This window comes from Corynebacterium sp. CCM 9203 (assembly GCF_041357675.1).
Lineage (GTDB): Bacteria > Actinomycetota > Actinomycetes > Mycobacteriales > Mycobacteriaceae > Corynebacterium.
In genome coordinates this window covers 157,238-180,243 of record NZ_JAUERY010000003.1, presented here as the reverse complement: position 1 = coordinate 180,243, position 23,006 = coordinate 157,238, and the positions used below count along the sequence as shown (strand labels likewise).

General features: G+C 60.9%; 23 protein-coding genes. 20 read left to right on the top strand and 3 right to left on the bottom strand.

What is annotated here, in order from left to right; all coding sequences use genetic code 11:
• Position 1: 1 nt before the first annotated feature.
• The 13 genes from QWU44_RS07560 to QWU44_RS07500 all read left to right on the top strand — a co-directional run bounded on the left by QWU44_RS07560 (position 2) and on the right by QWU44_RS07500 (position 11,228).
• Positions 2-1,177, top strand: a complete 1,176-nt coding sequence (locus QWU44_RS07560) for a glycosyltransferase family 4 protein (RefSeq protein WP_370915077.1) — start codon at positions 2-4, stop codon at positions 1,175-1,177.
• A 10-nt stretch (positions 1,178-1,187) separates the two neighbouring features.
• Positions 1,188-1,619 carry a hypothetical protein gene (locus tag QWU44_RS07555; RefSeq protein ID WP_370915076.1) on the top strand — a complete coding sequence of 144 codons (432 nt, stop codon included), beginning with the start codon at positions 1,188-1,190 and terminating at the stop codon, positions 1,617-1,619.
• Positions 1,620-2,162: 543 nt separating this feature from the next.
• The gene (gene atpB, locus QWU44_RS07550) at positions 2,163-2,975 is read left to right on the top strand and encodes a F0F1 ATP synthase subunit A (RefSeq protein ID WP_370915075.1); all 813 of its coding nucleotides are present in this window, start codon (positions 2,163-2,165) and stop codon (positions 2,973-2,975) included.
• Between the two features lie 174 nt (positions 2,976-3,149).
• Positions 3,150-3,389, top strand: a complete 240-nt coding sequence (locus QWU44_RS07545; protein ID WP_198737374.1) for an ATP synthase F0 subunit C — start codon at positions 3,150-3,152, stop codon at positions 3,387-3,389.
• A gap of 49 nt (positions 3,390-3,438) precedes the next feature.
• On the top strand, positions 3,439-4,017 hold the full coding sequence (locus QWU44_RS07540) for a F0F1 ATP synthase subunit B (protein WP_370915074.1): 579 nt from the start codon (positions 3,439-3,441) through the stop codon (positions 4,015-4,017).
• A 5-nt stretch (positions 4,018-4,022) separates the two neighbouring features.
• Complete coding sequence (locus tag QWU44_RS07535) at positions 4,023-4,841, top strand: F0F1 ATP synthase subunit delta (RefSeq protein WP_370915360.1); 819 nt, start codon at positions 4,023-4,025, stop codon at positions 4,839-4,841.
• A gap of 69 nt (positions 4,842-4,910) precedes the next feature.
• On the top strand, positions 4,911-6,554 hold the full coding sequence (gene atpA, locus QWU44_RS07530; protein ID WP_370915359.1) for a F0F1 ATP synthase subunit alpha: 1,644 nt from the start codon (positions 4,911-4,913) through the stop codon (positions 6,552-6,554).
• 52 nt (positions 6,555-6,606) lie between these two features.
• Complete coding sequence (locus QWU44_RS07525) at positions 6,607-7,587, top strand: F0F1 ATP synthase subunit gamma (RefSeq protein ID WP_370915073.1); 981 nt, start codon at positions 6,607-6,609, stop codon at positions 7,585-7,587.
• 3 nt (positions 7,588-7,590) lie between these two features.
• Complete coding sequence (gene atpD, locus QWU44_RS07520; RefSeq protein WP_198735648.1) at positions 7,591-9,036, top strand: F0F1 ATP synthase subunit beta; 1,446 nt, start codon at positions 7,591-7,593, stop codon at positions 9,034-9,036.
• Positions 9,037-9,049: 13 nt separating this feature from the next.
• Positions 9,050-9,421, top strand: coding sequence for a F0F1 ATP synthase subunit epsilon (locus QWU44_RS07515; protein WP_370915072.1), 372 nt, complete (start codon positions 9,050-9,052; stop codon positions 9,419-9,421).
• A gap of 315 nt (positions 9,422-9,736) precedes the next feature.
• Entirely contained in the window at positions 9,737-10,171 is a 435-nt protein-coding gene (locus tag QWU44_RS07510; RefSeq protein ID WP_370915071.1) for a DUF2550 domain-containing protein, read from the top strand.
• Between the two features lie 50 nt (positions 10,172-10,221).
• Positions 10,222-10,917 carry an endonuclease NucS gene (gene nucS / locus QWU44_RS07505; RefSeq protein ID WP_370915070.1) on the top strand — a complete coding sequence of 232 codons (696 nt, stop codon included), beginning with the start codon at positions 10,222-10,224 and terminating at the stop codon, positions 10,915-10,917.
• Entirely contained in the window at positions 10,917-11,228 is a 312-nt protein-coding gene (locus QWU44_RS07500) for a hypothetical protein (RefSeq protein ID WP_370915069.1), read from the top strand. The genes nucS and QWU44_RS07500 overlap by 1 nt, the downstream gene beginning before the upstream one ends.
• On the opposite strand, the gene mce is transcribed toward QWU44_RS07500, so the two are convergent.
• The gene (gene mce / locus QWU44_RS07495) at positions 11,225-11,677 is read right to left on the bottom strand and encodes a methylmalonyl-CoA epimerase (protein WP_370915068.1); all 453 of its coding nucleotides are present in this window, start codon (positions 11,675-11,677) and stop codon (positions 11,225-11,227) included. The two genes, QWU44_RS07500 and mce, sit on opposite strands and share 4 nt — an antisense overlap.
• Positions 11,678-11,757: 80 nt before the next feature.
• On the opposite strand from mce, the gene QWU44_RS07490 reads away from it, so the two are divergent.
• Complete coding sequence (locus QWU44_RS07490) at positions 11,758-12,063, top strand: MTH1187 family thiamine-binding protein (protein WP_370915067.1); 306 nt, start codon at positions 11,758-11,760, stop codon at positions 12,061-12,063.
• A gap of 18 nt (positions 12,064-12,081) precedes the next feature.
• Positions 12,082-13,008, top strand: coding sequence for a tetratricopeptide repeat protein (locus QWU44_RS07485; RefSeq protein WP_370915066.1), 927 nt, complete (start codon positions 12,082-12,084; stop codon positions 13,006-13,008).
• 92 nt (positions 13,009-13,100) lie between these two features.
• On the opposite strand, the gene glgB is transcribed toward QWU44_RS07485, so the two are convergent.
• Positions 13,101-15,302, bottom strand: coding sequence for a 1,4-alpha-glucan branching protein GlgB (gene glgB, locus QWU44_RS07480; protein WP_370915065.1), 2,202 nt, complete (start codon positions 15,300-15,302; stop codon positions 13,101-13,103).
• 94 nt (positions 15,303-15,396) lie between these two features.
• Positions 15,397-17,430, bottom strand: coding sequence for a maltotransferase domain-containing protein (locus tag QWU44_RS07475; RefSeq protein WP_370915064.1), 2,034 nt, complete (start codon positions 17,428-17,430; stop codon positions 15,397-15,399).
• Positions 17,431-17,814: 384 nt separating this feature from the next.
• On the opposite strand from QWU44_RS07475, the gene QWU44_RS07470 reads away from it, so the two are divergent.
• The 5 genes from QWU44_RS07470 to QWU44_RS07450 all read left to right on the top strand — a co-directional run bounded on the left by QWU44_RS07470 (position 17,815) and on the right by QWU44_RS07450 (position 22,960).
• On the top strand, positions 17,815-18,654 hold the full coding sequence (locus tag QWU44_RS07470; protein WP_370915063.1) for an ABC transporter ATP-binding protein: 840 nt from the start codon (positions 17,815-17,817) through the stop codon (positions 18,652-18,654).
• Positions 18,655-19,842: an SAM-dependent methyltransferase gene (locus QWU44_RS07465; RefSeq protein ID WP_370915062.1), complete on the top strand. Its 1,188-nt coding sequence runs from the start codon at positions 18,655-18,657 to the stop codon at positions 19,840-19,842.
• A 152-nt stretch (positions 19,843-19,994) separates the two neighbouring features.
• Positions 19,995-20,810: an electron transfer flavoprotein subunit beta gene (locus QWU44_RS07460; protein ID WP_370915061.1), complete on the top strand. Its 816-nt coding sequence runs from the start codon at positions 19,995-19,997 to the stop codon at positions 20,808-20,810.
• 50 nt (positions 20,811-20,860) lie between these two features.
• Entirely contained in the window at positions 20,861-21,820 is a 960-nt protein-coding gene (locus tag QWU44_RS07455; RefSeq protein ID WP_370915060.1) for an electron transfer flavoprotein subunit alpha/FixB family protein, read from the top strand.
• A 3-nt stretch (positions 21,821-21,823) separates the two neighbouring features.
• Positions 21,824-22,960, top strand: a complete 1,137-nt coding sequence (locus QWU44_RS07450) for a cysteine desulfurase family protein (RefSeq protein ID WP_370915059.1) — start codon at positions 21,824-21,826, stop codon at positions 22,958-22,960.
• The last annotated feature ends 46 nt before the right edge of the window (positions 22,961-23,006 follow it).

Here is a 23,006-nt window from a genome sequence, read left to right as displayed (position 1 = left end):
CATGGGATCCGGAGGCGCCGGAGTCCCCCTGCGCGAACTTGGACTGGTCCTTCTCGTCGCTTGCGCGGTGACCTATCTGGCCACCGGAATCGTCCGGTATGTCTTGGTTCGCACAGACAAGGTTGACCCGGTAAGGGAACGGGACGTGCACAAGAACCCGACTCCGCAGATGGGCGGAGTAGCTATGTTCACTGGTTTTCTGGCGGCAGTTTTCCTGGCACAGCAGCTTCCAGCGCTCAACAGAGGTTTTCAACCGATCACCCCGGAGATGGGGGCCGTCGCCTGGGCTGGACTCGTCATCGTGCTGGTGGGTATCATCGATGATTTTTTCGAACTCGATGTTCTGGCGAAGCTCATCGGACAGATCCTTGGTGCCGTCGTGATGAGCCTGATGGGATTGACCTGGACCCTGATATATTTTCCGTTCGGTGGTGGAACAACCGTCGTGCTCGATCAGGTGCTGTCGACGGTACTCACTGCTTTCGTCACCGTGGCGTTGATCAACGCATTGAATTTCGTTGACGGCAGTGACGGACTTGCAGCCGGGGTCGGGTTGATCACGGGTGGGGCGATCCTGACTTTTTCCCTGACCATTCTCCACGATCAGGGAGGAGCGGTGTCCGCGTATCCACCCGCCATCATTGGAGCGGGCCTGGTGGGAATCTGTCTCGGGTTTCTCCCGCACAACTTCGCTCCCGCGAGGATTTTCATGGGGGACACCGGCAGTATGCTGATCGGGTTGCTTCTCGCAGCCGGGTCAACGTCCGCCTCGGGAAAGATTAATCTCTCCCTGTACGGTGTGGCAGATATCTTCGCTGTCATGGCACCGATGATTGTCGCCGTGGGATGCGTCTGTGTTCCTCTCGCGGAACTCTGTCTGACGGTTGTCCGACGTCTGGTCACCGGACAGTCGATGTCGGTTCCCGACAAGAATCACCTGCATCATCAACTCATGCGCCACGGGCATTCCCCCCGTCAGGTTGCGGTAACGATCTACTCGTGGACCTTTGCGGTCGCCTTCGGTGCGGTAGCGTTCACGGTCCTCCATGTCATGGAAGTGCTCGTGGGGTTTTTCCTCGCGATTACGCTGGCGTTCATTTTTACGATCACACCGGTCCTGGACAAACGGAAGCGGGACCGTGAACTCTCGATCGACCCTCCATCTCCCATGACGTAGGATTCCGCATGTGAGTGAATCGACCCAGTTCCCCGAGTCCCCGTATGACAATCATCGGATCCCGCTTATACGTGCTGCTCAGATGGGGTCGTTCGCCCTGCTCGGAATCACGGCACTCTCCGTGTCGGGGTGGTGGATGATCGATGGTGAACGGGGAATGTGGGGTGGAATCATCGGTGGGATTGTCGGAGGCGGATTCGTTCTTCTGACAGTGCTGAGTGTTCTGATTACCGGTGGAACCTCACCGAGTATGACAGCCGTTTTAGTGCTTGGTGGCTGGCTCCTCAAACTGGTGGCACTTCTCATCCTTCTGTTCATTCTGCGTGATCTGGACTTCTACTCACGCAGGGCGTTGTTCGTCACGGTAATGGCGGCACTGACCGTGGTCCTGGGATCAGAGACATGGGCCATCGTGAGCAGTCGCACGACTTATGTCTCCTGACACTTCCCGCGTGCTCTATTTCAGTGGGTGGACATCGTTCCCGCGACAGATGAATCACGGTGTTACGTCCGGTATTGAGGTCCGAGTATAGGATAAGGCGCATACGGGGGAACCGGGGGCCGGGAAAATCCGGAGATGCATTACATCTCTGAAGTTGGTGGATTACCCCCGTAGCCCCCACTTCAACACCATGTGACCGAACTTACAAGTAAACATTTTCCCCGTTGAACAGTGGTGCGCTGGTTCTGGTCCAGGGGGTGGGTGAATACCCCCGGGGCAATCTTCGGTAAACGTACCCGGCACCTGATAGTCTGATCCCGGGTTTAGGGAACCGTTGTGCTGACGTGCTTTCGTCCGTACAGGTGTGCCATTCTGCTGGGATGGTGCCGGGCTTCCCGTCCCCAGTGATCACCGCGATGATGTGCGACGGAGTCCGCGGTTGGTCCAGGTACTTTTCAGACGTCCATCGCACCGCACCCGCAGGCAGAAGCGTCGGGTGCGGCCCGAACACGGGAGAGAACGCTGAGCGTTACAACACTGTCCATGAAGGGTGAGTTCCATAAGCCCGACCTGGACCAAGAATTTTTCCCGGGGTACGTGGATGAGCACGGGAATGTCGTGAACCTCTGGTTCCACGACTTCTTCAACGGCGCATTCGCACTCGACCGTCTGATGTTCGTCCGCCTGCTCATGGCGGTTCTGCTCGTCTTCTTCTTCGCCATCGCCATGCGGAACCCCAAACTGGTTCCGTCCCGGTTGCAGAGCGTGGGGGAGATGGGCCTTGATTTCGTCCGGCTTCATATCGCCGAGGAGATCCTCGGCAAGCGGGAGGGACACCGCTTTCTGCCATTGCTGACGGCTATCTTCTTCACCGTCTTTGCGATGAATCTCCCGTCTGTGATCCCGGGACTGAACATTTCCCCGAATGCTCGAATCGGCATGCCGCTGACGCTGGCGATAGTCGGTTACATCGCGTTCATCTACGCGGGTGTAAAGCGTTACGGCTTCTTCAAGTATGTCAAGTGCTCGACGGTGGTCCCGAACCTTCCGCCGTTGCTCCACTTTCTGACGATTCCGATCGAGTTCTTCTCGACGTTCGTCATGCGGCCGGCCACGCTGACCCTGCGTCTGATGGCCAACATGCTCGCAGGTCACCTCATTCTGGTTCTGTTGTTCTCCGCCACGAACTTCTTCTTCTGGCAGTTGAACGGCTGGACCCTGCTGAGTGGCGTGACCTTCCTTGCCGGAGTCGCGTTCACCTTGTTCGAACTGCTGGTCATCTTCCTGCAGGCGTACATTTTCGCGCTCCTCTCTGCCGTTTACATCGAACTGTCGTTGCACGCGGACGAACACTGACACCCGTCGCCCTCCGGGGCGTCGGCCCAGGCCTCGTGATTCCGGGAGACCGGAGCCACGGACCAGCCTCGGCTCAGGCCGGGGCATCAATACGGTCAACTGAATACCCCATCATCACCACCTCGCCCAGAAGACAATGACCTTTCTGGGCTTAAGAAAGGGAACGACACACCAATGAACGAGATCATCCTCGCGCAGGAAGCCGCCACCTCCTTCTCCGGTTTCGGCGCCATCGGCTACGGCCTCGCCGCGATCGGCCCCGGCATCGGCATCGGCATCCTCGTCGGTAAGACCCTCGAGGGTATGGCACGCCAGCCCGAGATGGCCGGCCAGCTCCGCACCACGATGTTCCTGGGTATCGCCTTCGTGGAGGCGCTTGCTCTCATCGGCCTCGTTGCCGGCTTCCTGTTCTGATCTACTCAACAGCGAAGAACCACGCCGACAACGAAAGCTGTGAGGACCTATGACTAACCACCTTTACCACCTTGCCGAAGGTGGCGCGGAGCATGGAAATCTGCCGCTGAGCGGCCAGATTTCACCCTTGTTCCCGTTCACCTACGACATGGTCTGGTCGGCGCTGTGCTTCATTGTCATCCTGATCGGCTTCTGGAAGTTTGTTCTTCCGAAGGCCCGTGAAGTGCTCGTCGAGCGCGAAGACCGCATCAAGGGCGGAATTCAGCGCGCGGAAGCTGCTCAGGCGGAAGCCAAGGCGGCCCTGGAAAAGTACAATGCCCAGCTCGCTGAGGCTCGTGCTGAAGCCGCGCAGATCCGTGAAGATGCGCGTACCAAGGGCAAGCAGATCATCGAAGACATGAAGGCCCAGGCCACAGAAGAAAGTAACCGAATCATCGAGTCCGGTGAGAAGCAATTGATGGCTCAGCGCGAGCAGGTCATTACCGAGCTTCGCCGTGAGATGGGACAGAACTCGATCAACTTGGCTGAGCGCCTCCTCGGCGAGCAGCTCGGCGACAACGTCAAGCGCTCCGGGACGATCGATACATTCCTCTCCGATCTCGACACCGTGGCCCCGGCAGGAAAGTGAGCGACATGCACGCAGCGAGCCGCGAGGCATTGGCGAAGGCGACGCGCAATCTGGACACGATCCTGTCCGGCCAGGGCAACGCCGTGGCCAGCGCCGCACAGACCGGAACCGAGCTTTTCGACGTCGTGGAAGTCCTCGACGGCGACCGCGCCCTGCGTGTCGCTGCAGCGGAGGTTTCGAACCCCGCCGAGCAGCGCGTGGGCCTGGTGCGGGAGGTATTCGGGGGAAAGGTCTCCGATACCACCCTCAAGGTCCTCGGAGATGCGGTTGAACTGACCTGGTCGACCCCCCGTGAGATGCGGGAAGGCCTAGTTGAACTCGGCCGCCGCGCACTGCTGGAGGCTGCCCGGAATCAGGGGCAGTTGGAGCAGGTCGAGGACGAACTGTTCCGGCTCTCCCGGATACTGAGCGACGAACCCAAACTCACGCAACTTCTCGACGACCGCACGGCGACTGCCGACGCGAAGCGAGGGTTGCTGGCGAACGTTCTGTACGGGAAGGTCACCCCGGTAACCGAGGCACTGGCATTGCAGGCGATCACCCGACGAGACCACGGCCCCGTCGACGACATCGCCGCACTGAGTGCATTGGCCGCCGACATGCAGAACCGGACGGTTGCCCATGTGGTTGCCGCGACCCAGCTCACTGCGCAGCAGGAGCAGGGACTGAAGGACAAGCTGGGCACGATCTACGGTCGTGAGATGTCCATCCACTCTGAGGTTGACCCCAGCCTCCTCGGTGGTGTGGTCGTCCGCGTCGGTTCGGAAGTCATTGATGGTTCTACTTCAGGCAAACTTCAACGCCTGCGGTCGAAACTGCCGTGACCGGCGCCGACTACGACCAGGAGAACTAGACAAATAATGCTGGAAGAAACAACCGAGAGCAGGAAGAACATGGCGGAGCTGACGATCTCCTCCGACGAGATCCGTAGCGCGATTGAGAATTACACCTCGAGCTACTCCCCGGAGGCCTCCCGTGAGGAGGTCGGCGTGGTCATTTCGGCGGCTGACGGTATCGCCCAGGTTTCGGGCCTCCCGTCAGTGATGACGAATGAGCTGCTCGAGTTCCCGGGTGGCGTCATCGGCGTCGCACAGAACCTCGATACCGACCGCGTCGGCGTCGTGGTGCTGGGTAACTACGAGAGCCTCAAAGAAGGCGACGAAGTCAAGCGGACGGGAGAAGTCCTGTCCATCCCGGTCGGTGACAAGTTCCTCGGCCGAGTGATCAATCCCCTGGGTGAACCCATCGACGGGATGGGTGCTATCGAGGCTGAAGAGGACCGTGTCCTCGAGCTTCAGGCACCCTCTGTGCTGCAGCGTCAGCCCGTCGAGGAGCCGCTTCAGACAGGTATTAAGGCTATTGATGCAATGACCCCCATCGGGCGTGGTCAGCGTCAGTTGATCATTGGTGACCGGAAGACCGGTAAGACTGCTGTCTGCCTGGACACCATCCTGAACCAGAAGGCCAACTGGGAGTCCGGTGACGAGAAGAAGCAGGTCCGCTGCATCTATGTTGCCATCGGTCAGAAGGGCTCCACTATCGCCGGAATCCGGAAGACCCTCGAGGAGCACGGTGCGCTGGAGTACACGACGATCGTTGCCGCTCCTGCCTCCGACTCCGCTGGATTCAAGTGGTTGGCGCCGTTCGCCGGTGCGGCCTTGGGGCAGCACTGGATGTACAACAACAAGCACGTTTTGGTCATTTATGACGATTTGACCAAGCAGGCTGAGGCCTACCGTGCGATCTCGTTGCTGCTGCGCCGTCCGCCGGGCCGTGAGGCTTACCCGGGTGACGTCTTCTACCTGCACTCCCGACTGCTGGAACGTGCCGCAAAGCTGTCCGATGACATGGGCGCAGGATCGATGACGGCTTTGCCGATCATCGAGACCAAGGCTAACGATGTTTCGGCCTTCATCCCGACCAACGTCATCTCCATTACCGACGGTCAGGTATTCCTGGAATCGGACCTGTTCAACCAGGGTGTCCGACCGGCCATTAACGTCGGTGTCTCGGTTTCCCGTGTCGGCGGTGCCGCACAGACCAAGGGCATGAAGAAGGTGTCCGGTTCGTTGCGTCTGGATCTCGCTTCCTACCGTGACCTGGAGGCCTTCGCGGCTTTCGCGTCCGATTTGGATCCGGCATCCAAGCGCCAGCTGGAACGTGGTCAGCGTCTCGTCGAACTGCTCAAGCAGTCCGAGAACAACCCGATGGCCGTCGAGGATCAGATGGTTTCGATCTGGCTCGCAGGCGAAGGTCACCTCGACAACGTTCCCGTCGAAGATGTCCGTCGTTTCGAGTCGGAACTGCACGAGTACCTGCATGGCAACGCCCGCGAAGTCTACGACCAGATCGCAGGTGGCGCTGCTTTCTCCGATGAGTCCAAGGAAGTGCTCGTTTCCGCGACCGAGGATTTCAAGCGAACCTTCCAGACCACGGATGGGACCCCCGTGATCAACGAGCCTGAGGTCGGAGCTCTCGCTGAGGGAGACCTGAAGAAGAACAAGATCACGGTTTCTCGCAAGTCAGCCAAGAAATAGGGTCGTGACACGCACCATGACCGTCCAAGGAAAAGAAGGGAGGCGATAGACCATGGCCAATCTTCGAGAACTACGTTCCCGTATCAAATCGGTGAATTCGACGAAGAAGATCACCAAGGCGCAGGAGCTCATCGCCACCTCGCGAATCACGAAGGCCCAGCAGCGGGTTCAGGCATCGATGCCGTACGCCGAAGAGATCCACAATGTGATCGAACGCCTGGCATCCGCCACTGAACTCGATCACGCGATGCTCCGTGAACGCGAGAACGGACGTCGGGCCGCGATTCTCGTGGTGACCAGTGACCGTGGCATGTGCGGCGGATACAACTACAATGTCTTCAAGAAGACTGCGGAACTGCGTGGGATGCTTGAGGACAAGGGCTACGAAGTGGTTCTGTACGTTTCCGGTAACAAGGGTTTGAGTTACTACCGTTTCCGCAGTGAGAAAATCGCTGGTGCCTGGACTGGGTTCTCCCAGGACCCGGGTTACAAGGAAACGCACGGAATGCGCAGGCACCTGATCGATGGATTCGTTGCAGGATCTGCAGGTACCGCGAAGTGGCGTGAAGGACTATCTGCGCCCGAAGGCGAAGCTGTCCAGGGATTCGATCAGTTGCACGTCGTGTACACCGAGTTCGAGTCCATGCTCACGCAGAACGCTCGCGCACACCAACTCCTCCCGATTGAGCCGATCATCGAGCTTGATCACATCGAGACCGGGGAAGACATACTCGCCTCCTCATCGAATGAGGTCGAGGCGGACTACGATTTCGAGCCCAGCGCAGAGGAACTACTCGACGCACTGCTTCCGCAGTACGTGTCGCGTGGTCTCTACGCGATGCTGCTCGAGGCTGCAGCCAGTGAGTCAGCATCCCGGCGCACCGCCATGAAGTCGGCGACCGACAATGCGAACGAGCTGGTCAAGGACCTCTCCCGTGTGGCCAACCAGGCTCGTCAAGCACAGATCACCCAGGAAATCACAGAGATCGTCGGTGGCGCGGGAGCGCTCGCCGAAAGCGGAGAAAGTGACTAGATTATGACTACAGCTCTCCAAGAGCAGAACACACAGCAGGCGTCCACCGCCGGCCGTGTTGTGCGCGTCATTGGTCCGGTCGTCGACGTGGAATTCCCGCGCGGCGAGCTTCCGGCCCTCTACAACGCACTGACTGTCGAGATTAAGCTCGAGGCAGTCGCCAAGACCATTACGCTCGAGGTCGCCCAGTACCTGGGTGATAACCTGCTGCGTACCATTTCGATGGCCCCCACTGATGGACTCGTCCGCGGCCAGGAAGTTACCGACCTCGGTCGTCCGATCTCCGTTCCAGTCGGCGACGTCGTCAAGGGCCATGTATTCAACGCTCTCGGTGACTGCCTCGACGAGCCCGGCCTCGGTCGTGATGGTGAGCAGTGGGGCATCCACCGCGACCCACCGCCCTTCGACCAGCTCGAAGGCAAGACCGAGATCCTCGAGACGGGCATCAAGGTCATCGACCTCCTGACCCCGTACGTCAAGGGCGGAAAGATCGGCCTGTTCGGTGGCGCCGGTGTCGGTAAGACCGTTCTCATCCAGGAGATGATCACGCGTATCGCCCGTGAGTTCTCCGGTACCTCCGTGTTCGCCGGTGTCGGTGAACGTACCCGTGAGGGCACCGACCTCTTCCTCGAGATGGAGGAGATGGGGGTTCTCCAGGACACCGCACTCGTCTTCGGCCAGATGGATGAACCCCCGGGAGTTCGTATGCGTGTGGCGCTGTCCGGGCTGACGATGGCGGAGTATTTCCGCGACGTCCAACACCAGGACGTGCTGCTGTTCATCGACAACATCTTCCGTTTCACCCAGGCCGGTTCCGAGGTGTCGACTCTGCTGGGTCGGATGCCCTCCGCTGTGGGCTATCAGCCCACGCTGGCGGACGAGATGGGTGTGCTCCAGGAGCGCATCACCTCGACGAAGGGCCGCTCGATCACGTCTCTGCAGGCCGTTTACGTCCCTGCGGACGACTACACCGACCCGGCTCCGGCGACGACCTTCGCCCATCTTGATGCAACCACTGAGCTTGATCGCTCGATCGCCTCGAAGGGTATCTACCCGGCCGTGAACCCGCTGACCTCCACATCGCGGATTCTTGAGCCCGGTATCGTCGGTGAGCGTCACTACAACGTCGCTCAGCGTGTGATCAACATCCTGCAGAAGAACAAGGAACTCCAGGACATCATCGCCATCCTCGGTATGGACGAGCTGTCCGAAGAGGACAAGATCACGGTTCAGCGCGCTCGTCGCCTGGAACGGTTCCTCGGCCAGAACTTCTTCGTTGCGGAGAAGTTCACCGGCATTCCCGGTTCCTACGTGCCGTTGGAGGACACTATCGTGGCCTTCGAGCGGATCTGCCGCGGCGACTTCGACCACTACCCGGAGCAGGCCTTCAACGGTCTGGGCGGGCTGGACGATGTCGAGGCCGCATACCAGAAGATGAACGAAAAGTAGAAGGGCGGGTCTCATGGCTGAAATCGCCGCTGAACTGGTCGCCGTGGAACGTAAACTGTGGTCCGGCAATGCCACGATCGTCACGGCCCAGACCACCGAGGGTGAGATCGGCGTGCTCGCCGGTCATGAGCCGATGCTCGGTCAGCTGATCGAGAACGGTGTCGTGACCATCCGTCCAGTCGACGGTGAGCGACTTGTTGCCGCCGTCCAGGGTGGTTTCATCTCCGTGTCCAAGGAGAAGGTCACCATCCTTGCGGACTACGCGGAATGGGCGTCTGAGGTTGATACCGCTGCTGCGGAGATCGCCCTCACCGAAGATGACGAGGACTCACGGGCACGTGCTGAAGCCGGACTGCGCGCTGTTCGTCGCAGTCGGGAGCCGTAGCCGACGTTCTCGCCTCGCAATTGAACGGCGGGTGTATCCCACAGCAGGTTGAGAGACCTTGGTGGGGTACACCCGCTGTTCGCGTCTCCCGATACAGCGCGGTATGCCAGTTGCTTCGTTGCCGTGGCTTCTGGAGCCAATGAAATCACCCCCGGCGAACTGTACTTTTGCTTATGTGAAGGCCCCCGTAACGTCAGGTTCGTTGTTCGGACGTGTCAGGAGTAGGATCACTGAAAAGCGGTACTACAGATATCAGCGCAGCGGCGTGGATTCCTGGGAATAGGACGCCGTTCCTTGATGACGAGGGAGTGATTGGTGGAGTATTTCTGGTTTGGGTTGTCCACGTCACTGTGTGTGGTCGCCGTGCTCGCAGGATGGCGGTTCCTCCGAGTCAGGGCGACTGGGTCGGGTGTCCTGCTCCGTAAGATGCCCGCGAACGGTATCCATGGTTGGCGTCACGGTGCGCTTCGCTACACGGGAAATGCCCTTGAATACTACAAGCTCAGGTCCGTATCGCCGCGCTCGGATATTCTCTTTCCCCGCTCCGGTGTGGAGGTTTCCGGTCGGCGTGAACTCACGGAAGCCGAGCTGTCGTTCATGCCGGAGGGTGTTCGGGTAATCGAGCTGTCGGTGGCGGGTCGAAATTACGAACTCGCTCTTGACGGCCGTGGCGAAACTGCCCTGACCTCGTGGATCGAATCCGCACCGAGCGTTCGGCAGGAACGGAGTTACAGGCCCCTCGACCGCTGACCCCATGGGCGGGGTCCGTGAATACTGTTTCGCACGCTAGAATTCGAGGAATGCGACTCGTTATTGCCCGTTGTTCCGTCGACTACATCGGCCGCTTGGAGGCCCATCTGCCGGCTGCGGACAGGCTGCTTCTCGTCAAAGCTGATGGATCTGTCTCCGTTCACGCGGATGACCGCGCGTACAAGCCGTTGAACTGGATGACTCCGCCGTGCACCCTCAGAGAAGAAGCCGTTGAGCGAGATTCAGATGCTGAGGGGCACGCGGATATGCTCTGGATCGTGGAGAACTCGAAGGGGGAGCAGCTCCGGATCACCATCGAGGAGATACACTCAGATGTGACCCGGGAATTAGGACAAGACCCAGGCCTGATCAAGGATGGCGTCGAAGCGCACCTTCAGGAACTGCTCGCGGATCAAATCACCACGTTGGGCGACGGATACACACTCGTTCGCCGTGAATATCCGACAGCCATCGGGCCTGTCGATATCCTCTGTAGGGATTCCTCTGGTGGGGCTGTCGCAGTCGAGATCAAACGGCGCGGGGAGATCGATGGTGTCGAGCAGCTCACCCGTTATCTGGAGCTGCTCAATCGGGATGAACTTCTGGCTCCGGTGCGTGGGATATTCGCGGCGCAACAGATCAAACCGCAGGCGCGTACCCTCGCTGAAGATCGGGGAATTCGCTGTGTGGTCCTGGACTACCAGGCCCTCCGCGGAACCGAGTCCGCTGAACTCCGACTGTTCTGATGCCGAGAAGAAACCACCCCAAGGCAGGGCGGCGTGCTATCCATTCCACCCAGCGTGTGCAACGTCCTCTGCCCCGCGACGGTGCTGTCTACTATGGGACACAGGAGATGCCTGGCCCCTCTTACGCCGATGGTGCGCCACATCTTGTCCGGCGCATAGGTTCTGCCGGGGCAGTGAAATTTTACGTGTGCCCGGGATGCAACCAGAATATTCCGCCGGGGGTGGCCCATGTTGTGGCCTGGCCGAGAGATTTCGGGAGAGGTGCCGATGACCGTCGCCACTGGCATCGGCATTGCTGGGAGCGACGTTAGTCGGTGGGAGGTTCAGTCAGCTCGAGGAGGACGCCACCGGCGTCTTTCGGATGCACGAAATTGATTCTCGATCCACCTGTCCCATGTTTAGGATCGGGGTAGAGGAGTCGCACTCCGATTGCCCGGAGGTGGTCACACAATGCATCCATGTTGTTCGTGCGCAGGCACATCTGCTGGAGACCAGGTCCCCTCCGATCCAGGAATGAAGCGATGGTCGAATTCTCATTCAACGGAGCCAGGAGTTGGATGACGCCCGCAGTTTCGGCATTGTCGACTGGTCCTACCATGGCCTCAATCACCCCCTGTTCCTCGTTGGTTTCTTGATGGAGGGGGACCCAGCCGAAGGCATTTCGGTAGAATTCGACAGCCGCATCCAGGTCGGGAACGGCGACGCCAACGTGGTCGAGGCAGATGACGTAGCTGTGGGGAATATCGATGGGAGGGCGCATATCCAGTGATTTTACCCCGGTGAGTGCCTTATTTTCTCGGGATCGGCGGGGAACTGCGGGGTCTTCGGTAGCCTGAGTACATGATCGTCGCATTTTCAGTTGCTCCCACGGAAACACCCGGAAGCAAAGCAGAGATGGCTGATGCTGTCGCGGAAGCGGTACGTGTCGTCCGTGCATCGGGTCTGCCCAATGAGACCAATGCCATGTTCACCCTCATCGAGGGTGAATGGGACGAGGTGATGGACGTCGTCAAGCGCGCAACTGACGCTGTCGTCGCGGTATCCCCGAGGGTTGGTCTGGTGCTCAAGGCAGACATCCGGCCAGGCTACACTGGGCAGTTGACCGCCAAAGTCGATGCCGTCAATCGGCGGTTGGCTGAAGCCTAGGAAAAAGGAGAACGGACTATGACCACTCCAGAACGTTTTATCGCTGGGGCCGTGGATCTGGGAGAGATCAAAGCACGGGCGGAGGCCCGTGTTCAGGCGCAGTCACGGGGTGGCACTGGTTCCACGGCATTACCTACCTCTTTCGTGGTGACCCGGGAGAACATCGAGGCCGAGGTTGTGGAACGGTCGATGCAGGTCCCGGTCGTTCTTCTCTTCGGCTCCGACGAGGTAGAATCATCCCGCCAGTTGCGCATTGACCTCACGGACCTTGCCGCTGCTGCTGCGTATGACTGGTTGTTTGGCTATGTGGATGCTCGATCGGTCCCCGAACTCGTGCAAATATTCGGAGTCAGCGCGCTCCCGACCGTTGTCGCCCTCGCCGGTGGGCGTCCGTTGGCGGATTTTCAGGGAGGCCAGCCACAGTCTGCTCTACAGGAGTGGACTGCGGCCGTCGTGGGGGCTTGCGTCGGCAAACTGCAGGGCCTCCCTGAGCAGGCGGGGCCGGAGAACACCGCAGAAGCACGGTCCACCGATCCCCGTTTCACTTCCGCGGAAGACGCCCTCGCAGAGGGAGATTTCGCCGCTGCCATCGCTGTTTATGACGACATCCTGGCGAAGGAACCGGCGAACACTGATGCGAAGCTCGCCCGCGACAATGCCCGACTGTTGAAGCGTCTATCCGAGGCGGTTCCCGGAGTCGATGCAATCGCGGAGGCCGACGCGGATCCCGGTGACCTAGATAAAGCGTTCGCGGCCGCGGATGCGGCGGTGGCTGCAGGTGACCCGGAGTCGGCTTTCGATCGACTTATCGCCATTCTCTCCAGTAGTAACGGTGACCGGCGAATCATGGTGAAAGATAGGTTGTTGGAGCTTTTCGCGCTCTTCGCTGCGGATGACCCCAGGGTGCTCTCCGCTCGAGGTCGAATGGCTAGTGCTCTGTTCTGAGCGGAGTATTCATTTTACGATGACACGGTGCCCCGGGCCCCCTCCACTGGGGATGTGCCCGGGGCACCGTTCATACCTCTATTTTCTGTATGTCAGCCGAGGTGGCGGTACCACTGGGTTGACATCGCGGGTACGTGAAGACGTACCGAGTGTGGTTGGCCGTCCCACCCGTAGTCGTCGGCGTGGATTACTGTCGGGAGATCGTTTCCGGCGCCGGCGTAGTTGTCGGAGTCTGTGTTGATCACCAATTCCCAGTCACCCCCGACTGGAAGTCCGAACGTATAGGATAGCTGGCTGGTTCCACCGAGGTTGCTTACGCAGAGCAGCTTTTCCCCGTTGGATCCGTGGCGGAGGAACGCAAGGATGTTGTTCTGAGCGTCATCGGCCTTGACCCAGTCGAATCCGTCTCCGGTGAAATCGCGTGTGTAGAGCGCGGGTTCTTCACAGTACCGGTTGTTCATGTCCCGGACGAGGTCGCGTACGCCGGTGTGATACTCGCCCTCCCAGCCGAAGAGATCTCCCCAGTCGAGGGAGCGGCTCTCCGACCATTCGCTGGTCTGCGCCCATTCGAGTCCCTGGAAGAGCAGTTGCTTGCCCGGGTGCGCCCACATGTAGGCGAGGAGGGTGCGGGCGCCTGCGGCCTTGTTCCAGGAATCACCGGGCATGCGCTGCCACAGGGACCCCTTGCCGTGGACGACCTCGTCGTGACTGATCGGAAGGATGAACTTCTCCGAGAAGGCGTAGACGAGGGAGAAGGTGATCTCGTTGTGGTGCCAGCTTCGGTTGACCGGATCCTCACCGAAGTACCGCAGCGTGTCGTTCATCCACCCCATGTTCCACTTCATGGAGAATCCGAGTCCGCCCTCGGTGGTGGGGGCGGTGACCCCGGGCCATGAGGTGGATTCCTCGGCGATTGTCAGCACACCCGGGTGGTGCTGGTGCACGGTGGCGTTCATCTCCTGGAGGAACTGCACTGCTTCGAGATGCTCGCGGCCGCCGTGGACGTTGGGGAGCCACTCGCCTTCTTTACGGGAGTAGTCGAGATAGAGCATGGATGCGACGGCATCGACCCGTAGGCCGTCAATGTGGAACTCCTCCAGCCAGTAGAGGGCGTTGGCGACGAGGAAGTTGCGGACCTCGGGGCGACCGAAGTCAAAGACGTAGGTGCCCCAGTCGAGCTGTTCGCCCCGACGCCAGTCGGGGTGCTCGTAGAGCGGCTGGCCGTCGAAGCGGGCGAGTGCCCATTCATCTTTGGGGAAGTGGGCGGGGACCCAGTCGACGAGCACCCCGATGCCGCGGGCGTGGAAGGCGTCGACCAGGGCGCGGAACTCATCCGCTGTACCCCATCTGGAGGAGGGAGCGTAGTACCCGGTGACTTGGTAGCCCCAGGATCCACCGAAGGGATGTTCGGCGACCGGCATGAACTCGACGTGGGTGTAGCCCATGTCGGCGACGTAGTTGACCAGTTCATCAGCGAGCTCCGTGTATCCGAGCCCGTACTTCCAGGAGCCGAGGTGTACCTCGTAGATGCTGACGGGGGCGGCGTTCCAGTCGACAGTGTCCCGGTGGTCCAGCCATTCGGCATCGTGCCACCGGTAGTCGGATTCGGCGACGATGGATCCGGTGGCGGGGGGTGCCTCTGTCAGGCGGGCCATGGGGTCGGCTTTATCGAGACGGGTCCCGTCATGGGTGTGGATCGCAAACTTGTACACTTCGCCAGCGCTCACCCCGGGGACGAATACCTCCCAGACACCGGAGGAACCGAGTGCCCGCATGGGGGTCTGGGAGGGGTTCCAGCCGTTGAAGTCACCGATGACCGCGACACCCGCAGCGTTGGGTGCCCACACGGCGAAGGACGTACCGATGACCGTGCCGAGGACGGTGTCGTAGCGGCGGACGCGTGCACCGAGGACCTCCCAGAGGCGTTCGTGCCTGCCCTCGTTGATGAGGTGGATATCGGTTTCTCCGAGTGTCGGGAGGAAGCAGTAGCCGTCGGCACGGGTCACGGTGTTTCCGCCTGGCCAGGTGATGATCAGCTCGTATGCTACGGAGTTGGTGTCGGGCAGCGCCGCGACATAGATGTCATCACCGATGGGCTGCATGTCGACGGGGTCACGGTCTTGGACGTGGAGTTGAACCCGTTCGGCCCCGATCTGTCGGGTCCGTACCACGGAGCCCGAATCGGTGTGATGCCAGCCGTAGACGGCGTGGGGGTCGTGATGACGGCAGGCCGAGATAAGATGCCAGTCGCCGTCGGCGATGAGGAGTCGTTCGGGTACGTTCGGGGAGTTCATGGTGGGTCCTTAGTGTTTTGACAGTGTCGCGGAGCTGCGTGTCGATGCCCGGGACAGCCGACGCAGTGGTGGACTTGTAATCCCGGGCCGTGCGCTAAGCCCGGTATCGGTCGATTCGGCGCCAGGCGAGTTGCTCGCGGCGCTCCGGGGCCACCGTAGGCAGGATGAGGATGTGCGCGACGTTGTTCCAGGGTTCGAGTCGCACGTAGTTATGTTCGCCCCAGAGATAATCGGCACCGCTGACCTCATCATGAACGTCGAACATTGCACCTGAGTCCATACCGAGACGCTCGAGGTCGAGATGGACAGTCGTCTCCACCGCGTTGTAGGGATCGAGGTTGACCACGATGATGACGGTGTCACCCGAGACCGGATCGACCTTCGAGTAGGCGAGAACCTGGTCAGAGTCCGTGGCGTGGAAGTCGAGGACACGTAGCTGCTGAAGAGCTGGGTGTTCCCGGCGTACCCGGTTGAGGGTACTGATGAACACTGACAGGGAATCCCCGCTCTGTTCCGCTGCCACGTAGTCCCGGGGCCGGAGTTCGAATTTCTCGCTGTCCAGGTACTCTTCGCTGCCCGGTTTCAGTGCACGGTGCTCGTAGAGTTCGTACCCGGAGTAGACACCCCACAACGGTGACATCGTCGCTGCTAGGACCGCCCGGATGGCGAACATGCCGCGTCCACCGTACTGGAGTGAAGCGTGCAGGATGTCCGGTGTGTTGACGAAGAGATTCGGGCGGCAGACGTCCGCCATCCGGGAGATCTCCTGTCCGAACTCAGTGAGTTCGTGCTTGGTGGTCTGCCAGGTGAAGTAGGTGTAGGACTGGCTGAATCCCGCTTTGGCGAGACCATAGAGTCGAGGCCGTCGGGTGAACGCTTCTGCGAGGAAGATCACCTCGGGGTGCTTCTCGTGGACGGTGGATATCAGCCACTCCCAGAAGTTGGCGGGTTTGGTGTGGGGGTTATCCACCCGGAAAGTGGTGATGCCGTGGTCGATCCAGTAGAGCACCACCCGGAGGATCTCCCGGTAGAGACCCTCAGGATCATTGTCGAAGTTGAGTGGATAGATGTCCTGATACTTCTTGGGTGGGTTTTCCGCGTAGGCGATCGTTCCGTCAGGGAGCACGGTGAACCACTCGGGGTGTTCTGCCGCCCACGGGTGGTCGGGTGCGCACTGTAGCGCGAGATCGAGTGCGACCTCGAGGCCGAGTTCTCCCGCGCGTGAAACCAGTGTGTCGAAGTCGTCGATAGTGCCCAACGCGGGGTGTACGGCATCGTGGCCACCGGCAGTGGATCCGATTGCCCACGGGGATCCGACGTCCTCCGGAGTGGGAGTGAGGGTGTTGTTGCGACCCTTGCGGTTGATCTCGCCGATTGGGTGAATCGGTGGAAAGTAAACGGTGTCGAATCCCATCGCAGCCACGCGATCAAGCTCGGCAGTTGCGGTAGCGAAAGTTCCGTGGACGGGATGCCCGTCGGTGTCGAGACCACCGGTGGAACGAGGGAAGAACTCGTACCATGAGCTGAACAGGGCCTTACGGCGTTCCACCTTGACCTTGCGGGTGATCCCACGGGTGAGGAGTTCCCGCAACGGGTGCTGGTCAAGCAGAGAGACGACCTCTTTTTCGAACGCAGGTGCCACGGCTTCAGCGGGAGTGAGCTCATCCCTTCGAAGATTCTCCGCGACGGCGGTTAATTCAGGGCGGCGCTTCTTCGGGGCGCCCTCCGCAGCACGGAGAAAGAGACGTGCCCCGTTTTCCAGATCATTGGCCAGTTCTGCTCGAGTCTGCCCGGCATTGATCTTCGAGGTGACAGCATGCCTCCAGGTCGCGATGGGATCTGACCAGACATCGACGCGGAAGGTCCACATGCCCGGAGCATCCGGGATGAACAGCGCATTGACCTGGTCCTCGTCGTGGGGACTGGTGTGCATTGGGACACGGACGGTGCGCCGGAAACTGGGGGAGGCTTCGGGGCCGCGTACGTTGAGTGTGGCGGAAAGAGCATCGTGCCCCTCGCGCCACGCGAGGGCGGAAATCGGCACCACCTCTCCAACCACCGCCTTCGTGGGGTGGCGACCTCCGGAGATCACGGGGCGGACATCATCAAGGCCAAGGCGATTCGTCACAGTTTCCTCATTCGCATTCCGGTTGATTCGGTTCGGGATAGTAGGTGGCGGTTCCCCGGGACGGGGAGCGCCCGTACATCACAGAGTCTAGTTGAGGAGTTGGCTACGTACGGGGGTCTTGCTTCACGGATCGGACACACTCCAGAATGCCACCGGGCATCCGGGTACCGAATGTGCAGGAAACACGCGAGACCAGATGGCATCCTCTGTCGGTTGCTGGGGTGTATCAGCCGCTGCCGTCCGGTGTGCCGGAGCTGGTTGTGCAATATGTCACTTCCCGGAGGAGCAGGAAGGGACCGTCTCGCCCGGAGAACCCTGACGAATTCTCATTCCCCACCGCCGTGGCAGTTACTATCGGGCGCGTTGTTGGGACATGATGGAGATGTGACTGGGTATGAAACCGAAACTGATCCTGACCTGCTCATCGATTTTCGTGACGTGTCCTTTGTCCGTGACGGGGCGGACCTCGTCGGGCACATCGATTGGCAGGTGGAACTTGATGAACGGTGGGTGATCATCGGGCCGAATGGTGCAGGCAAGACGACGCTCATCCGGATGGCTGCTGCGGAGGAGTACCCTTCCTCCGGTACCGCGTTCATCATGGGGGAACGCATCGGGCGTACCGACATGAGGGACCTTCGCGCGATGATCGGAGTATCCTCTGCCTCGCTGGGTAACCGTATTCCGGTGACCGAGGAAGTCGCGGATCTCGTCGTCTCTGCAGGCTACGCCATCCTCGGTCGGTGGCGTGAGGAATATGATGAGCGCGATATCGACCAAGCCCGCGAGATCCTCGAACAGGTGGGGGCCTATCATCTGCAGGGGCGTACCTGGGGAACCCTCTCGGAGGGAGAACGCAAACGTGTCCTCATCGCCCGTGCACTGATGACGAATCCTGAGCTTCTGCTCCTTGACGAGCCTGGCGCGGGACTGGATCTCGGTGGCCGGGAGGATCTCGTGGGATACCTGGGGAGACTGGCGCTCGATCCCGATGCGCCGGCGATTGTGATGATCACCCACCATGTGGAGGAAATTCCCGCCGGATTCACGCATGCCATGCTCCTTGATGAGGGCACGGTGGTCGCGCAAGGTCTCATCGATGACGTACTCACGGGAGAGAACCTCACCCGCGCGTTTCATCAGCCGATTCAGCTCGACCGGATCGACGGCCGTTTCTTCGCACGTCGGGCACCCCGTGCAGGTCGCGGAAGCCACCGGAAATAGATGTCCTACACGCGGGATGAGGTGGATTTCCTTCGGGCGCACGACACGGAGATCACCGAGGCCACCGTCGACCTACAACTCACCCGAAAGAGTCTCATCTCTGATACGCAGATGCTTCGCAGGAGATTCGGGGAACACGCACGGGCCGTCACTGAACTGGCCACCGCACGACGTACAGCCGTCGGTAAGCTCCCGTCCAACTGGCTCGTCTGCCATGATTCCGCACAACAGGCCACCGCACCACAGGTCGCCGCGGTTCGTTCAAAGCGACTCGCTGAGAGACTCGGTCAGGGGGCGCGGATTCACGATGTAACCTGTTCGATCGGCACGGAACTCCCCGCGCTCACCGCCGCTGGTCTCGCGGCGACCGGATCCGATATCGACCCTGTCCGGGTCCGGATGGCGGCGGTGAACACGGCCTCCGCGGTCGCTGTCGCGGACGCTCTCGCTCCGCCTCTGCGATCCGGGGGTGTCGATGCGATCATTGCCGACCCCGCGCGCCGGGCCGGAGGTAGAAGAATCACGAATCCGAAGCAGTTGCTTCCACCGTTGCCGAATCTCCTTGACGCGTGTGCGGGAATACCCGTTGCGGTGAAGTGTGCGCCCGGACTCGACTTCAGTGACTGGAATGGGCTGGTGAGCCTCGTCAGCGTCGACGGCGGGGTCAAGGAGGCGTGCCTCTACTCGCCGTCGCTGGGTAACGGGGAAATGCGCGAGGCCGTGGTGCTCTCCACCTCGGATGCGGGAGACACCGTTGTCGACCGCATCACGGACCTTTATCCGGACGGCGGTGACGCGAGTATTGCCGGGCCCCCGGGTCAGTACATCATTGATCCCGATGGTGCGATTGTCCGTGCCGGACTCGTCCGGCACTATGCGGTCCGTGAGAACCTCTGGATGCTCGATGACCGGATCGCCCATCTCACCGGGGACCGTGTCCCGGTGGGGAAAACCGGATTTCCATTCATCGAGCAGGTACCACTGAAGCGGCTCAGGACGGCGCTCCGGGACCATGGGTGTGGAACTCTGGAAATTCTCGTTCGGGGTGTGGACATCGACCCGGACAAACTCCGTCGCAGTCTCAAACTGACGGGTGATCGGCCCATGACGGTCGTGATAACCCGGATCGGATCTTCGGGTGTTGCCCTCGTTTGCGGGCAGCGGACCACCGGGATTGACCGGAACTGACACAGCATTCGGTCGGTGGCGACGGCACAGAGAGAGACGGCTAGACTGGCGGCCAGTCTGGAAGCCATGACGCCCCCTCCACACGCGGAGCGTGGACGCGAGGCTGACCACGAAGTCCGTCACAATTGACAACCAAGGAAGGCCCACAGCGCATGCCCACGATTGTGGTACTGGTCAAACACGTCCCCGACACCTGGTCGCAGAAGAAGCTCTCGGAGGACTTCACCCTCGACCGTGACAACGTCGATGAGGTCATCGACGAGATTAACGAATACGCCGTCGAACAGGCACTGAAGATTCGGGAATCAGATGCGGCCGCAGGTTGGCGAGTCGTTGCCCTCACCGCAGGTACGGTGCGTGCGGAGGAAGCGCTGCGTAAGGCGCTCGCCATGGGGGTGGATGACGCGGTTCTATTCACCGATGAAGGTATCGCCGGATCAGATCTCCCCGGAACCGCATGGTCCCTCACCTGCGGCATTGACGCCGCACTGAGTGCGTTGGGGTTGGATGACCTGACGCTCATCGTCACTGGTAACCGTTCCTCTGACGGACTCATGGGTGGTATGGCGGGCATCCTCTCCGAGTACCGATCCATCCCTGCGCTAACGCACCTTCGTTCCGTGACCGTCAACGCCTCGGACGGAACGATCACCGGAATCCGGGAAACTCCGCGTGGAGAGTTCGAGCTTGCGGCGACGTTACCCGCGATCATCTCCGTCACTGACCAGGCGGACCGTCCCCGATTCCCCAATTTCAAGGGCATCATGGCTGCCAAGAAGGCACAGATCACCCGGATCTCCCTCGCGGAAACCGCAGCGACCGTTGAACAGGTGGGCGGTAGCCACGCCGCCACGGCAGTCATCACCGCTACCGAACGTCCCGAGCGCGCCCAGGGCGAGATCATCCGGGATAACGGTCAGGCTGCAGTCGCCATCGCTGACTTCCTCGAGTCCCGCAACCTCATCTAGTCGCGTACCCCGCCCCGCAGAGACCCGCAACATCAGGAGTAGAACCCGTCATGTCCCACGCATACGTATTGGTCGAGCACACCTCTGGTGAACTTGACGAAGTCACCGTAGAACTCATCACCGCGGCCCGTGTCTTCGGTGCCGTCAGCGCCGTCGTCGTCGGCAATCCCGGAACAGCGGCTCCGCTGGCTGGTGCCCTTACCGCGGCAGGTGCTGACCAGATTGTCGCTGCTGAGGCTGAGGGGGTCAGTACCCGTCTCGTCCTTCCAGCCGTCGACGCATTGTCCATTCTCGCGTCATCGAACCCCGCCCCGGTTCTCGTCGCTTCGTCACCGGCTGGGGACGAGGTGGCCGCCAGACTTGCGGTTCGACTTGGCGCGGGTGTGCTGTGTGATGTGGTGGGAGTGAATGCTGACCGCACCGCCCACCAGTCCATTTTTGGGGATACGGTTTCCGTTACCTCTGCTGTGGGCGGGGAATCGCCCGTCTACGCGGTGCGGGCCGGTGCCATTGAGGCAGAACCACGTCCCGGTGGAGGTGAGTTGGTGGCTCTCGAGCTACCCGGTGCAACGGAGAAGGATGTTCGTGTCACCGGTTTCACGCCGGCCGAGCGCGGAGACCGTCCGACCCTCGCACAGGCCAAGGTCGTTGTTGCTGGTGGTAGAGGCGTGGGTTCCGCCGAGGGCTTCTCCGACATAGTTGAGCCGTTGGCGGATGCGCTGGGTGGTGCCGTCGGTGCCACCCGCGATGCCATCGACCACGACTGGTACGGAGGTCAGTACCAGATCGGCCAGACCGGAGTCTCTGTCGCTCCCGATCTCTACATTGGCCTGGGTGTCTCGGGTGCACTCCAGCACAAGGCGGGTATGCAGACATCGAAGACCATCATCGTGGTCAACAATGACGAGGATGCACCTCTGTTCGAGATCGCCGATCTCGGTGTCGTCGGTGATCTCTTCTCCGTCGTCCCGGCGCTCACCGAGGAGATCGCCCGACGTAAGCAGGTCTAGGCCGTGCCGGAATCGTTGCACTACCTTGACCACGCGGCGACAGCTCCGATCCGGGACTGCGCCGTCGATGCGTGGGTGGACACCGTGCGTCTGCTCAATCCCGGTGGCCAATATGCTTCGGGAAGGCTAGCCCGCGCTGCACTGGAGGAAGCCCGCGAACAGATTGCCCGGGTCCTCGGCTGCGAACCGATCGAGGTCATCTTCACGGGTTCCGGCACCGAGAGCTGCAACATTGCCGTGCAAGGGTTGTGGCGGACAGGTGGACAGGGACGGATCATCTCCAGTCCGATTGAGCATCCGGCCGTCACGGAGACTGTTCGAGCGCTCGGTGCACACGGCGCGGACATCGACTATCTCCCCGTCGGGTGGGACGGAGTGGTCACCGTCGACGCCCGGATCGAGGAGTCGGCGTCGTTGGTTACGTGCATGTGGGCGAACAATGAAACGGGTGTGATTCAACCGGTGGCGGAAATCTGTGCACGGGCCACCGGTGTAGGTACACCCGTGCACGTCGACGCCACTCAGGTTGTGGGACACCTCCCGGTTGACTTCGCTGCCCTCGGGGCGACGACACTCGCAGCCGGGGCGCACAAGTTCGGTGGTCCCAGGGGCGTCGGGATTCTCATCGCACGGCGTTCGCCGGCTCCGACGCCCGTTCTTTTCGGTGGAGGCCAGGAACGCGGTATCCGGCCGGGTACCGCGAACGTCGCCGGTGCCGTCGCCACAGCAGCAGCGCTCACCGAAGCTGTTTCAGAGACGGCAGATACGAACGCCCGGATCACCGATCTCCGGGACATGCTGCAGACGGGAATCCTGGAGAAGGTCGATGATGTGCTTGTGCATGGTGCCGAGGCATCTAGATTACCGGGGCATCTCCACCTCTCGTTCCCTGGAGCTGAGGGGGACAGCCTTATCATGCTGTTCGACAGCGTGGGTGTCGCATGCTCGACGGGGTCCGCGTGTTCAGCCGGTGTAAACAGAGCCAGCGATGTGCTCCTCGCCATGGGTGTCAGTGAGCATGACGCCCGGGGAGCGGTTCGCTTCACTCTGGGGTACACGAGTACGGAGCGCGATGTCGAACGAGTTCTCGACGTCGTCTCCGATGTCGTGGCCCGGGCCCGGCTCGCGGGTATGGCGTAGTTCAGTTGAACCAGGAGTCCGGCGCCAGCGGGGCTGTTGTGTGGGT